Genomic DNA, 14,749 nt, shown 5'->3' with positions numbered 1-14,749 from the left:
GATGAGGCAGCGGACGCCCTCAATCGTTGGCTCTGGTGGGCAAGTCACAGCAGGATTGGTGCTTTCAAGGAACTTTACCTCAAGATCAAACGTCACAGGGAGCACATACTGAATGCAATAAGGCTAGGCATGAGTAACGCTCGAATTGAAGCTACTAATAACAAAATCAAGCTGATTATCCGCAAGGCATATGGTTTTCGCAACATCCAAAACATGCTCGATATGGTCTATCTGGTATGCTCGGATTTGAGGGTTCCACTTCCTAACAGAAAACAAAAATGCACATGATCAGCATAAACACTGGGGTTGATGGCATTTTTTACCCACCATTACCCCTGAAGAGCCTGATTTTTCTTCTTTTCGCAATACTTTCCTGCTTTTTCTCCCTTTTCTCTTTGTATTCCTTCAGAATAAAAGAGTCTTTCTCTAATGTATTGACAAAACCTGTTCTATTCCTTCTATAGGCGTTATCCATATTCTGACTAACAACTGCTATAAGCCAATTAGAAAAGTCCTCACGCATGCTATTAAATGAAAAATTACCTTCAACAACTTTTGGTTGCTTTAGCATATCCAAATATAAGTCATCATTCATATCTATTTTTTTGACATAATCCACAACATCGTCTATATTAGAAAACTCATTACAATTAACAAACGCCTTCGGATTAAAATATTTATCAACATAAGGATCTCCCCAATAAATTGGAACTGTATCTGCAGCAAAAGCTTCAACTATTTTCTCCGTGCAATATCCAGGATGAGATGCATTTTCACAAGCAATAGCAAATTTGTAATGCCTTGCAAACTCCATTTTATCCTCAACGCCATTCGGTAGCTCTATATTATTCCTGTGTTTTCCACCAGATGCCACAAATTTATAAGAAGATAAAGCATCAAACAATTTCTCTCTGTAGGATTCGGCATACTCATGATTTGAGACTACAAACGAACAAAAACCTTTATTCTTTATATCAACATAAGGAATGTTACCTGTTTCAAGCTTTGCACACGCATCTCCATAGCATGCTAAATAAAGAGGATACCTAATATACCTGTCACCGAAATCAATATAATCGAACCCAATTGCATAATCGTAAAAATTGAAATCCGGGACATAGTTTTCTCCTGTAAATAAAATCCTAGGACATGAATAATTTAAAAATTCTTTTCCGAACACAGAACAGAAAACGAAATCTGTCTCCTTGGGATCCGTTACTAACTTATACTCTAAATGCTTATCAAGTATTTTTGTTATAAAGTTTTCATTTTGGTCAAACCCATCCCACCAATCAACAAAACAAATATTAACCAATTTTTTCACTCCAGAAATTTACTTGTCACTACATCCAATCCCTTTATAAGCGGCCTCTCATACAAATAAGTACAAATTATGGCCCAAACTACAGAAGCAAACAAGCTCACAAAAAGCAGCCCTATTTTATTAGATTCCATAAAATTTTTTTAAGCATGTAGTATATCATTGTATGAAAAAGATAAAATGAGAATGTTATGGGAGAAAAGAAATTGCAAATCTTATTTACATAGATACCCAAATCAATCTTGTATGTAATGCATATAATTATAACTGTAAATAAAGATGTCAAAAAAGAACCCACGTAAAAATACGCTCGTAACAGACAATACAAAAAACCTATTATAGCACTAATCAGATACAGCAAAAATGAAAAATTCAATTTTGAGAACCTATTAAGTCTCCTTACAAATAAATAGCCAATTATTCCACTTGAAAAAGCAGCCATCCCTCTAAGAGTATATGCCAAATACCAATAGAAATACATATGTTCCGAATCAAAATATGGACGGATGAATGGCATAAGTAACAGCTCCAGAACTATAATCACATACACAATACAAATCTTTTTTCCTTCGAATCCAAAATATTTTTTCACTAAATAATATAATAGATTCGTAATTGCGTAGGTACTTGTAAATAAGCTAAAATATCCCATCTTGGGTACTAAGAAATTTGTCAACGTTAACGTACTAACTACTGTCAAAAGCGAAACATTATTATTTAGCAAAAAATATCTAACATTGCAAAAATATAACCCCAAATTCCAAAACTCTAGAACTATCGAAAATGCAATAGCAAGAAGCAATACTGGAAACACACGTTTCCACTTTCTGTAATACCACTGGACAAATCTATGATTTACGTTGCTATTTTCAAGCGATTTTACAGTTAAATATCCATTGCATACAAAAAATATTTCCACTCCATATTGGAAATAAGTGAGCACCCCCGAATATGCACTATAACTATCACTTACACAATGCACTATAAAAATCATTAACATCGCTAGAATTTTTAATATATCAATCGATTGCACTCTGTTTTTATTTACCATATCTTTTTTCATAATTTGCAAATCTTTAATAGTTTCAAAAAATATTTTTTCAGCTTGAATTCTGTATAATCCATATTATTTTGTTCTATTTCTATATCTAATGACATTGACTTTTCATCTCCATACCTTCCACGATTCCATAAGTAAGAATCTTTATATCCACCTGAAAGAACAAATGCCATTACTGTTCCTGACGTTCTCCCTCCAACAAAACACTTGCAACAGGATAATATATAAATATTTACTAAATAATCATAATTTTTCTTATCGCTCTCCTTTTCATTACCTTGTTCAGATAAATAACCATGTCCACTATAAGTGCACATAGTGTTAACTCTATATATTAGTTTATCATTGTACTTTTTCTTAAATGATTCCAAAATTGAAGTATCCTCAGTTGCCACAAATACCCTCTCATAGCCATTTGATAGATAATTGTCAATAATAGGAAATAAATCTTCTGGTTTTGGTTGCCTTGGATGTCCCTTTGGCTCTAATGCAATATAATCAGTTCCTCTAGCTAAAACACCTACAGTTCTTTCTTCAAGACCACCTAACAGCATCCTTTTTTCATACTCTAGAAGTTCTATTACGTTCTTATCAAATCCAATAAGGTTCTTCCACGATTGGTTCCAATACTTAATAAGCTCATCATTATAAAGGATCTCCAAGCTATCATCAGGTCGAAAATCTACAACTTCGTCAAAAACTTTTGCAGATTCGTCATAGTCTTTCTCGCTATTAAACCACTTATTCCAACCAAAGCGTTTTTCATCACACACAATAGGTGTGTATCCTTTTCTTGTAAGATAATCTACTGCCCCTAACGTAGTATTAAAAAATGATGCTAACCCTACCTTTTCATCTTTTCTTTTGACAATGATTTTTGTTTTTAGGTCATTTTTCAAGCCATCATTATAATGATGCACAAGCGACAAATCTAAACATTCAGAATACCTTAAAGCCATCCAAACACCAAAAAAACGTTCAGCCATTCCTCCCTGAAAGCGATATAAATGTTTGGAATCAAATTTTAATAACTCACCTGTTTTGATTATATAATCCCAAAAAAGCATCATGTTATTAAATGCATCCGTATTCATCATGAAGCATGAGCACAAATTTATTTGCTTTCTTTTAATCAAATCTTTTTTCGTAAAGTTTGTTCCGTAATAATTGTTATATTCTTCAAGTATATAATCATAGCAGTTTCTACCATCTCCAACTAGTTTGTCAGGCTGATCCTCATCTGCCATAATCTTTTGATTATAATCCTCCTCAAAATCATGTGTTTCAAAACTTATATGTATATCTTTCTTATCCGCTAAATAATCTTCTATTCTTGAAGTGATATCAGTCCTAGGAAAACCAACAACTCTATCATCAAGTCTTAATTCTAAATCATAGTGGATAAAACCAATATAATCCAGTTCTTTCCACAATTGACTTCGCCAAATATTATATATCCCTTCACTTTCTGCCCACCATTTTCCCAAATCCAAGTATTTATCTAATGATTTTTGATCAATTACATCCAAGCCTAAACTATCTTTGATACTACTACTTCCAACATTTAATACCTGAAAATGATCTCTTCCAAACAAAGAATCATGAAAATACATCTGTTTATATAGAGTATTATGTGAAACAATATATATTACCCACTTCTTGTTATCCGCCATCATAGTTTCCTTTTACATGCACGTGTTATTCCTGTTCTAAAAAACGGAGGTTCAGCTGTTTCCCAACCATGCAACAAAAAGCCTTTACTCTTCGTTATCTCAAAGTCCTTTAGTAATTTTCTAATATTTCTTTCTGCATCTTTCGAGTGATAAGAAGCTATAGCTAGTTTTAAAGAATTCGATCTTCCCAGAATACTTTTCGCGCCTCTAAGAACGGCTTCTTCTGCACCTTCGATATCCATTTTAATAAAGTCAATATCTTTGTCTATAAAATAATAGTCTAACGTGACCATATTTTCAGAATTTTCATCACCGACATACTTAGGAATAATTACAACTTTATCCCTGTAAGGTTTAAAGGTAGCCTCTAGAGCCTCAATCCATTCTGCATCACATTCAAATAAATATAGCTTTGAAATATTAGCTATATTATCCAATCCAAATATACCTTCCGCTGCTCCGCAATCGCAAACAACGCTCCCCTTTTCCACTCCAAAAGAATCATCTAAATACCTATGCGGAGAATTATCTGATTGTTCATATGCTAAATACTGATAATATTCTTTGACCTTCTCTATTGAATCCAATGATCGCTTAAAATATAACTTTCTACCTTTTCTCGTCAAAAAGAACAGGTTGGTCTGCCTGTCCAACTCAATAGTTCTTATATCATCCTGAATAAGCTTTTTTTTCTCTTCATAATCATCTACATCGCATGTCATCATATATGGGAGATTTTTCTTCAAGCATTCTAATTCGTGCTGATATTTTTTAGCCTCTTCCACATGATTTCTATAATAATCAAGAATTGCATTTCGCTGCGTTAACAAATACTGATTATATAAAAAGCCAGAAAAAGATTTATCAATCTTTCCATCCTTAATATATCTTCGATAATTCTTCATATAATTTAAACTATCGTTTATAAAACTATTGATTGTTTTTAACTGTTCTAGCATTTACAGATATCTCCATTACATTTCTCTACAATTTACAGTTTCTATTCTTGGAAATTCAACATGTCCTAATGCATTATTATTCCATATAATTCCATCATATTCCTTTGATCGACGTACTGAAAAAAATATCTTTTCTACAGGTCGATCTAGTCCAACATGCGTTCCAAATTCATTTAAAGATATGATGTCTAAATAAGTATAGTAGTCTCCTTCCATCAAACTACTAATATCCATCTGCACTTTGACTGAATACTCTTTTCCGGCTCTATTATCTATTAATTTATCCGACTGGAAGAAACCTATAGTTTTGTCATCCAAAGTACAAATCATAAACAATATTCCGACTCTTCGGACTTCTTCATTGGCTTTCCATTTTACCTCTACCTCAACTGGCTCATTCTGAACAAAGTATGTTGAGTTATTAAGGAAACGTAATTCCTCTGCAAATATTTTTCCACCATGTTCTAATGAAGGACGAACAGTATCAGAAAATAAGTAATGACTTTTAAATTCTCCTTTTTGAATACCTAAATACACGGCAATGGCCTTATCCACATCACCATCAAATACTATTTTCCCATGTTCTAAAACAATACATCTATTACAAAGTTGTCTAATAGTACTCATATTGTGACTTACATACAATACCGTTTTTCCTTCATTACTAGCAGCATTCCCCATCTTACCCAGACATTTTTGCTGAAACTTCACATCACCAACAGCCAACACTTCGTCCATTATCATAATTTCAGCATCAAGATGAGCAGCCACAGCAAATGCTAGTTTTACATACATTCCGCTTGAATATCTCTTGACAGGAGTGTCAATAAACTGACGGCATTCTGAGAAATCAATAATTTCCTCAATTTTAGAATCAATTTCAGCTCTTGTCATACCCAAAATAGCACCATTCATATAGATGTTTTCACGACCGGTAAGTTCTGGGTGAAATCCTGTTCCAACCTCGAGCATACTTGCGATTCTACCACTCATCTTAATGGTACCCTCTGAAGGCGCGGTTACACGGCACAACAACTTTAATAATGTAGATTTACCTGCTCCATTAGCGCCAATAATGCCAAGAGCTTCTCCCTTATGTACCTCGAGGTTGATACCATTTAGAGCATAAAAAGTCTCTCCAACTTTCGACATATCGGTACCAATCTCAGTATTGGGATCTTCTTTCCCACGTTTTCTAGCCCACCAGCTCTGAAGATCAGCTGTAAGTGTTCCTCCACCAATAGTTCCTAATCTGTATTGTTTTTTTAATCCTTCTATTTTGATAACTGTTTCTGACATGATGCATCCTTAATTAAAATAATTAAACTGTATCCATAAAAGTCTTTTCGACTTTGTTAAATAGCATTACCCCAGCAAAGAACAATAAAACGGTTATAGCGATGCTCACTCCCCAATACCCAATCTCGAAAGCTCCAACTCCCAGTAATGCATATTTATAATTCTGCACTATAGCAGACATTGGATTAAGAAGGATAATCGTCCTAAGGCTATCCGGAACCTCTGAAATCGGATAAACTACCGGAGTCAAATACATCCACAAACTAAGGCCAAATCCAACCAAAATTACCAAGTCTCTATATTTGGTAGTAAGAGATGAGATTATTATACCAACCCCTAGTCCAAGAACAGCTGTTTGTAGCATCAATACAGGAATAATCAGGACATAAATATTTGTATGAACAGGATTACCCGAAAGCCAATAAACGATCATTGCCAGTATAGACATAACAAATACTACTATCATATTAACAGCTGCATACAAAACAGAAGAAATTGGCATAGTAAGTCTTGGAAAATAGACTTTTCCCATTATTCCAGCGTTTGTAGTAAAAGTACTGGCTGTGGCTGATACACATGTAGAAAAATAGTTCCATAAAGTATAGCCGACCAGATAGAATAAGAAATATGGAACACCATCCGATTTGATTCCAGCAATATTTCCAAAAATGATAGTAGAAATAAAAGAAGTAACAAGAGGATTTATAATATACCAAAGTGGTCCTAAAACAGTCTGCTTATATTGAGCATTAAAACTTCTCTTTACAAAAAGCCATATTAAATCTCTATACCTGAATACTTCTTTTAGCTTTAATTCATACCATTTACTATCACCTGTAATAACTATATCAAATTTCTGATCTTGTTCCATTTATAATACTCCTCAGTTTTCCTGCCAATCTTCCTCTGTAACTGTCATCTAATTAATTCTGCCAATTCTGATATACTTGATTTATAATAGAATCTAAGCATTTCTTGATATACCACTCTATTATATATATTGGTACAACTATGCTTATTACATTACTATTTTCCATGCCTCAATATTCTTTTAACAGCGCTTTTTGCTCTTCTAAGAATTCGTCCTGCCATTAATTTCTTATAAAATCTATAATTATTGACTATTATGTCATCGGGAATATCTGCATTATCATAATTATAGACAGATAAATCCTCGTACTCTCCACTTCCCACACCATAATTTGAATTAACTATAATTCCAACATAAGATCTCGCCCAATCATTGAAGCGCATGCCTGCCAAATAATAATTTATATGATGCTGTTTTAAATGAATAGTCTTAAAAAGTGGTTCGATTGGATTTATTGGTATTTTTTTTGTTTTCTGCAACCACAAATTGTACCATGAGAATTCATATGGTGCAATTTGTATCAAATCTTTGTACTCATAGCCCCTTTCGGCCATGAAATCCTCTTTTAGAGACTTAAGTACTGTTCCAGAAAAAATCTGAAAGCCATGACAGGTAAGCAAATGATGTGGATGATAACCGATAGCATCTTCTATCTTGGCTATCTGTTTTCTTCTCCCCACCCAATACATCTGATTGTAATAGTTATCTGCACATAAGTCATTATCTTCAATCAGAACTGTATATGGAATTGCATCCTCATAGATGAAATCCTTGATATAGAATGGTCTAATAAATAGAGCATCTGAATCAAGGCACATATAGTTCTCACACAATTTCAGTTCCCAAAAAGCCAGTTTGTATATCTCCTGATTCAGATAACCAGCAGTAAAATTCGTATCTTCAGTAAACACTTCTGAACATATGGTTTCTTCTGAAATAATACTTACATCATCCCCGGCAAATCCAGCAAACAATTCTTTGTCCGTATCAGGACAAACCAAAAAGAGTTTGATTGAGTCCTCATTAAACCTACGGTATGAAATTATCAGTTTTTTAGCTCTACTATAGTCCTCACCATATGTTTTTAACAAAAAAGCAAAGTTAAGCATTTTTTATTACCGCCTTGATTCTAAAAACGTTCTCGGAAAATGCCTGAAGCAATAACCTTGTACTGTTTCTTGTCATATTATTTTTTATACATATCATAATTTGAAGATCAATGCTTATTCATATAATATTGGTATATTTCTTCTACCGTTTCAAAAATGTTATACTGCGGTTTCCATCCCAACCTGTCCCGAATCAAGCTTGAATCACAGCAAATATATGGATTCTCAATAGGTCTTAATAGCTTCGAATCAATTTGTACAGATATCTGTTGGTCTGAAAGCGATACCACATGGTTCAGTATTTCTTTCAAAGACACTTGATTGCCACTACCTACATTGTATGTAATGCTACAATCTTTGCTCTCGATAATCATCCTATACGCCCTAACAATATCTTTTACATTGGAAAAATCTCTGACAATATCGAGATTGCCAACATACATGCATCCAGGTTTTCCACTTTTCGTTATGCTTGCTACTTGCTTGCACCAAGAAGGAATAACAAAATTATCATTCTGTCCTATTCCAGTATGGTTAAAAGTACGTACATAATGAAGTTTTAGTCCATATCTTTTCCTATATATTTCGCAGAACAACCCAAGCATCATCTTTGATATACCGTATGGGTTTGAAGCATTAATCTTACTATTCTCCGAAAGTGCCTTGTCAGAAGCATCATATTCTTCACTGGATCCAATCATAAGAATACTACTGTCCAAGTCGCATTCGTGAACAGCTTCAATAATATTGATAGCTCCGCATACATTCGTTTCAATCGTAAGTTTTGGTATTCTCCAGGATATACCAACGTTACTCTGTCCAGCTAAATTTATTATATGTGTAGGCCCCACCTCTGCTATTACATTTTTAACCTGTTCAGAATTATTTAAATCGCAATTGTACCAGCCATCATAAACATTATCATGTTTGTCAAATCTACTACATGCATATACTTCATATCCACTTTGCATGAGCTCATCTGCCATATATTTTCCAACAAACCCACCCATACCAAAAATCAGCGCCTTTTTCATCTATTCTCCATATGATAGTTTATTATTATCATATATCCTTTCTTTTGGTTATAACTCTTACTGTTTTTCTTGCCGCCCTGGGCAATAAAGTCAAAACAGACTTTATTTTAGCCTTAATGCTCTCTCTTTTTAAGAATACCTCGTACTCAGCAGGAGAATTTGCAAATTTACGGTATTTTTCATCTAGCTGAATGCTTAAGTGATTAGAACACATTTCATGCTCTGCCTTCCACAACTTATCCATAACTGCTTTATCTAAGATATATTTCCCATTTTCTATTCCGTAATATTTTTCTATACAATAATCACAATATCTAGCTAATACAGCAGGAACTACCTCTGTCCATTTCTGTTCAATAGCGTATCTCACTCTATCAGAAAATGCCTCAAGCGAATCATCGATTCTGCGTTCGGTCATCTCTGAAACTATAGATCCTTGACGAATGCTATAAAAATACAGCGGAACATCTAGCACCGCTATTCTTTTACACTTATGAAATATTTTGTGAACAACAAATTCATCCTCGTGGAGCTTTCCAACAGGATATTTGATATCTTTAAGAATCGATCTCTTATATAATTTGTTCCACGCTACCACATGAGGTCTTTCAATATCAATTATTGCTTCAGCCCCACTCAGCACTTCAACACTTATAGAATCTTTTTCTATTGGCCCACCAAACTTTTCTTCATCAAATTGTTCAAACCAGCATGTGACCACATCCGCATCATCAACTATAATATGATTGTGCATTATCTCATACATCTGCGGATGTATATGGTCATCCCCATCCACAAATGCGACATAATCCCCACTAGCTACATCCATTCCATAATTTCTAGCATCTGATAAGCCACCATTAGCTTTGTGGATAACCTGTATCCTATTATCTAGCTCAGCATAGCTATCGCAAATTATACCACTTTTATCTGTAGAGCCATCATCTACCAGTATTATTTGTAGATTTAGATATGTTTGATTTATTATTGACCTGATACATTTATCCACGTAGGATTCTATATTGTATATTGGAACAATCACACTAATTAAATCTGTATCGTTCATACTCTCTTCCAGTCACTATTCCAAAAAGCTTTTTTTGATATTAAATAATCTTCACTATATATTTTAAAAAAGCAAATCTAAACATGTTATAACGCTTCCTTAATCGTCGTGATATTCTCATGTAATGCTTTCTTTACCAGTTTTCTTTCAGAGTTAGCATATCTAGTGTATAAATCTTTATGCTCATGAAGTTCAGATATCATTTTAGATGCAGCATCAATACTTTCCGCCAACATTACTACATCATATTTGTCATAAAAATGAAAATAAGGCGAATCCAAAGTTATTGCAGGAACCCCTCTTGAAATAGCATCAAAAAAAATCCCTGAGGCAGTTACTTTGTATTGATTCCTGTCATAAGGAATCAATATGAAGTCCAAATTGCTGATAGCCTCTTCAAGTTCTTCATTAGTAACATAATCCTTGTCAAATATACTTTGAACATTCTTCTGCTGAAGTATTTCTTTGTTGTTCTTAGACATCACTTTAAAAATGACCATTCCATTGTCGTAAGCCTCGTTATATCTTTCAACAATAGCCTGTGCATTGTCATTAACTGCCTGACCGTATATTCCTACCTTTATTATATTCTCATCAATACTTAAGTTCTTTTCTTCGCTTTCGTAAAAGGGCAGGTGTAGGAAACGAGTCCTAGATATCACACTATCAGCGACCTTCCCCTTAAGTTCCTCTTGATAGCAAGGTGTATAAACCCAAAAGCCAATATTGTCAGAATCGCATTTTTCCAAACAGTCCTTCATGGAAATCTGTTTCTCAGGCTGTGGATACTTCTTCATATGTTTTATAGACCATAAAAGCTCAAAAATCCTTGTTCTCAACGGTTTTTTTAGGCCTTCGCTACACACCGCTTCCAATGCTGCATGCAAAACATTACAGAAGATAATATCGGTATACTGACTTGCCAAACCACTAACAGCAAGCAGTGTCCCTTTGTTGCTTGACAAAAAAATAACTTTTTTAACATCTGTGTTAGACTCAATAATTGTCCGAATTACTTTTTCATATTCTTTTGCTTTATCAGCATTGTTACCATGATAGTCTATCCATTCAATGACTTCTGAATCAATCTCTATGTTATGACTATCCAACATATCAGCAAGCTTCTTAACATGTTTTTCTTCAGCATATAACTTCATCTCCTCAGACGGAAATGCAGACTTCAACTGAAAAATCAACTCAGAATTAACCCTATTATGCTCCCAATCCTTGCATTGTAGTTCCAACAATAGAATCATTTACATATACTCCTTATAGGACATACATTTATACATTTTCTGCAGCCTATACACAAATTTGTATCAATTATAGGATACTCGAATCCTTCCTCATCTGCCAGCATAGTTATTGCACCCTTGGGGCATATCGCATAACATGCAGAGCAGCCACAGCAATCTTCTTTTCTTTTAAATATATCTATTCTATTTGTCATTTGATTTCTCTTTTCTCTCTATAGGTCCAGAATTTACTAATGAGAAAATTAACCGGCATAGAAAATGGAATATTTAATAGTGGTGCCAAGTACTTCGAAAAGCCAATAACTCTTATCCACAACGTACTAAGGGCATTATTAAGTACTATCCCGGAAAAGGCATATGTTGCATAAGCCTTTAACAAAGTCTTCTTCCTAGATCTCTTATCTGCTCCTTCAGCAAACACATACCTATTATTCCAATGATATGACCACAACACACTCAGTACAAAGGCTGTTACATTTGCAACCATGTAATCATAACGGAAGCCCAGAGGTCTTTGTAATGTAAGTGTAATAATATTAATAACATATGACACCAATGCATTAGAAACACCTACAATACAGAACTGGATAAACTGTCTAATTGTAGTTAATTTTTTCTCAGTAGCTTTTATTCCAATAAGAGCAAGGGCTGTAAATACGATTTTTTCTATGATATTACCCAATATTCTCCAAGCTGTACTAAATAGCCACTTGTGAGTGTTCATATATTTCTTGGATACTTTACTGTATCCCTTACTTCTTAATTCGCTAAAAAATGCTCTTCTCTCTTCTGAAAGTTTTGCTGATTTCAATAGAGGTGGATTTTTTCTGATAGCCTTATGATAATCAACTTCATGTAAATATAGCCTTCCTTGAACAGCATCTAAAAGCTGCTGGCCATGCTCTCCATGAACCAAGACAAGCGAAGTGCCTTTACCATCATTAAATCTCTTATCAACAGAATCAATCCCCCAAAAGTCCGCGATGGTAATATCGCAAGTTTTTTTTGGAATTCTCTTAAATTTGCAGTCATAGCATGATGGGCGTAAAAATATATCCTCAAGGAATCCGCACATATACTCATCCATAAATGCTGGAAAAATGCGCTTATGCTTGTTCTGATTCGTTTCGTACTCTACTCCAAGCTGCAATCCACTCTGGTTCCACCCATGATCCTTGCATCTGAATTTAAACTTGGTTATAAGGCTGTTATTTTTTTTATTTATATTGTCAATGTAAGCCCTGAATACAGACGGAGATGGAACCCCATGACATATAAATTCACACAAATAAAGGTTTTGCCTGTTAAATGCTACTATAGAACCTGGATTCTCAGATTAACATGACGAGGTTGGTAATGCCACTCCGAGAGTCGTGTATATATCAGCCTGCTTGTCCAAAAGCTCACCAATCCTGAGCGCACGCTTTTCGTCCTCGTAACACTCAAGGACATCAAGCTTATCAAGCAGCTGTTGCATTGTGTAAGTTTTATATAAATCTGTTTCCTTCATCTTGTGATCAAGGTGAGAAATCAGAATTAGTGCTATAAACTCGTTGAATATTTTGCCATCGAGATTCTTCTCTGACTTAGTGAGAAGCCTTCTCATGTTGAGCCTCTCCTTGAGATTGCCAAATGCTTTCTCTACAACATCCTTCATCCTGTATAGATGAAGAGCGGTAAAGGCATCCATCTTCTCGTTAGTGATAATGGCAAAGTATCCTATGTACTTACGAGCAGCTTTGATTTCATCTTCTTTGTAGTAGACCTGTCTTCCACGGACAGGAGTATCCTTTACTTCAAAGAAGCGGGCGTAAGCTTTCTTGTGGTCCTCAACCGGTTTGCCGGAAAGAAGCTCATTGCAGTAGTCCATGATACGCTTGTCAAAAGCCTGCTCTTCATCAGCACCTCTTTCGATGCTGTAGAAATAGTGGATGTAGATCCGGCGTTTCTCTTCGATAGTATCGCCCTTATATGGCCTGTCCTGAGTATAATTCCACTCAGCACTGACTGTAAGCCCATATGTATTAAGGCCTTCGTCGAAGTTGTTGAACATACGGATATCATCATAAACCTCATCAAGATTCTTCTTGATGAGCTTCAGGGAGAGTTTGACTCCTACAAGGAATTTCACGTGCTCCCTGTACAGACCATTGATGTTGTCCTCAGAGTAAAAGCCTCTGTCCATGACAAACTTGGTCTTGCCAAAGCCCAGGATATCCAGATCCTCAAGAAGGTGCTTGACCGTCTTTGAATCAGGGATGTTGCCGGCAAGCTTGCGGTAATAGAACGGAAGACCGGATTTCTCTCCGAACACAAGAAGGAGATTTATCTGAGGAAGCCTGTCGTTTTCCTTGTTCTTGCCCCACTGAGCCTGCTTAAGAGTTTCTGAGTAGCTTGAGAAGCTGGAGCTGTCATAAGCCCAGTACTCATCCTCGACACGTCTCTTGGCCTGTAACCGCAAGAACTTGGCTATCTGATCATCAGTGATGGATGCGAACATCTCACTGCTTCTGGGTGAAGCTATATCTTGTCCATAAGGATGCTTATGGGTAAGATTCCATTTTTCAAACCTGTATAGAGGATTGTTATCCTCAAGTACAAGGTAAAAAGCTACTGACAAAAGCTTTTTGTACATATCCGGAAAGCACTGCTTAAGATCAGCTGTAAGTCCTATCTGATCAGCAAACTGCTCCAGAAGATATGTGGCGCCAAAATAAAGGTGCTTTGTCTCAGTATATGTGACCGGGCCTGTTCTGGCAGGCAAAGCTTTAGGAGTCTTGGACTCGCCTTTCTTTGCGCGTCCTCTGGTAGGGATTATCTCCCCAGAGACTGGGTCAACCTTTCCAATGCAGACACGCTTGGACCTCGACTGCTGTTTCTCCTTGTCCCAGTAATAGGTTGTCTCGTAAGCGTAGGTAATACCGGATCTTTTGTCAGTTTGTGTAATGATTGCCATCGCCCCACCTCGTCATGTTTTCTATAATTATTATAAAACATGACGATGCAAAAATCAAGAGAGAAATGGCAATAAATTCAGTATTTTAGCGGATTTCAGAAATCTGTGACGAGGTTTTCATCGTCACGTTTCCGAGAATCCAGGA

Annotated in this window: 14 protein-coding genes; 1 reads left to right on the top strand and 13 read right to left on the bottom strand. The window is 35.3% G+C overall.

All coding sequences use genetic code 11. From position 1 onward, the window contains the following. Positions 1–288: transposase (locus tag BLO53_RS17915; RefSeq protein ID WP_143003267.1), on the top strand; the 288-nt coding region annotated here is incomplete at its 5' end. A 31-nt stretch (positions 289–319) separates the two neighbouring features. On the opposite strand, the gene BLO53_RS17910 is transcribed toward BLO53_RS17915, so the two are convergent. From BLO53_RS17910 to BLO53_RS17850, 13 genes are all read right to left on the bottom strand, one after another. Continuing rightward, positions 320–1,315: a glycosyltransferase family 10 domain-containing protein gene (locus BLO53_RS17910; protein ID WP_176757354.1), complete on the bottom strand. Its 996-nt coding sequence runs from the start codon at positions 1,313–1,315 to the stop codon at positions 320–322. A gap of 121 nt (positions 1,316–1,436) precedes the next feature. Then, a complete protein-coding gene (locus BLO53_RS20025; RefSeq protein ID WP_442857221.1) occupies positions 1,437–2,372 on the bottom strand; it encodes an acyltransferase family protein in 936 nt (311 codons plus the stop codon). Between the two features lie 8 nt (positions 2,373–2,380). Next, the gene (locus BLO53_RS17900; RefSeq protein ID WP_143003276.1) at positions 2,381–4,057 is read right to left on the bottom strand and encodes a hypothetical protein; all 1,677 of its coding nucleotides are present in this window, start codon (positions 4,055–4,057) and stop codon (positions 2,381–2,383) included. Then, positions 4,054–5,013 carry an FkbM family methyltransferase gene (locus BLO53_RS17895; protein ID WP_092064809.1) on the bottom strand — a complete coding sequence of 320 codons (960 nt, stop codon included), beginning with the start codon at positions 5,011–5,013 and terminating at the stop codon, positions 4,054–4,056. The genes BLO53_RS17900 and BLO53_RS17895 overlap by 4 nt, the downstream gene beginning before the upstream one ends. A 15-nt stretch (positions 5,014–5,028) precedes the next feature. After that, positions 5,029–6,312, bottom strand: coding sequence for an ABC transporter ATP-binding protein (locus BLO53_RS17890; protein WP_092064806.1), 1,284 nt, complete (start codon positions 6,310–6,312; stop codon positions 5,029–5,031). Positions 6,313–6,334: 22 nt separating this feature from the next. Further along, the gene (locus tag BLO53_RS17885; RefSeq protein WP_092064803.1) at positions 6,335–7,183 is read right to left on the bottom strand and encodes an ABC transporter permease; all 849 of its coding nucleotides are present in this window, start codon (positions 7,181–7,183) and stop codon (positions 6,335–6,337) included. Positions 7,184–7,338: 155 nt separating this feature from the next. Further along, on the bottom strand, positions 7,339–8,292 hold the full coding sequence (locus BLO53_RS17880) for a DUF6492 family protein (RefSeq protein ID WP_092064800.1): 954 nt from the start codon (positions 8,290–8,292) through the stop codon (positions 7,339–7,341). A 107-nt stretch (positions 8,293–8,399) separates the two neighbouring features. Further along, positions 8,400–9,326 carry a GDP-mannose 4,6-dehydratase gene (locus BLO53_RS17875; protein ID WP_092064797.1) on the bottom strand — a complete coding sequence of 309 codons (927 nt, stop codon included), beginning with the start codon at positions 9,324–9,326 and terminating at the stop codon, positions 8,400–8,402. A gap of 28 nt (positions 9,327–9,354) precedes the next feature. Then, positions 9,355–10,392: a glycosyltransferase gene (locus BLO53_RS17870; RefSeq protein ID WP_092064794.1), complete on the bottom strand. Its 1,038-nt coding sequence runs from the start codon at positions 10,390–10,392 to the stop codon at positions 9,355–9,357. 86 nt (positions 10,393–10,478) lie between these two features. Beyond that, a complete protein-coding gene (locus BLO53_RS17865; protein WP_092064790.1) occupies positions 10,479–11,648 on the bottom strand; it encodes a hypothetical protein in 1,170 nt (389 codons plus the stop codon). Continuing rightward, on the bottom strand, positions 11,645–11,842 hold the full coding sequence (locus tag BLO53_RS17860; RefSeq protein WP_092064786.1) for a 4Fe-4S binding protein: 198 nt from the start codon (positions 11,840–11,842) through the stop codon (positions 11,645–11,647). Before BLO53_RS17860 ends, BLO53_RS17865 begins: the two co-directional genes overlap by 4 nt. Next, positions 11,839–12,966 (bottom strand): GtrA family protein, encoded by a 1,128-nt coding sequence (locus BLO53_RS17855; protein ID WP_255363894.1) that lies wholly within the window; start codon positions 12,964–12,966, stop codon positions 11,839–11,841. Before BLO53_RS17855 ends, BLO53_RS17860 begins: the two co-directional genes overlap by 4 nt. A gap of 18 nt (positions 12,967–12,984) precedes the next feature. Then, positions 12,985–14,604: an IS1634 family transposase gene (locus BLO53_RS17850; RefSeq protein WP_092063818.1), complete on the bottom strand. Its 1,620-nt coding sequence runs from the start codon at positions 14,602–14,604 to the stop codon at positions 12,985–12,987. Between the last annotated feature and the right edge of the window lie 145 nt (positions 14,605–14,749).

This window comes from Butyrivibrio sp. INlla14 (assembly GCF_900102515.1).
Classification (GTDB): Bacteria; Bacillota; Clostridia; order Lachnospirales; family Lachnospiraceae; genus Butyrivibrio.
The sequence above is the reverse complement of the archived record's forward strand: the minus strand, read 5'-3'. Positions and strand labels throughout refer to the sequence as shown.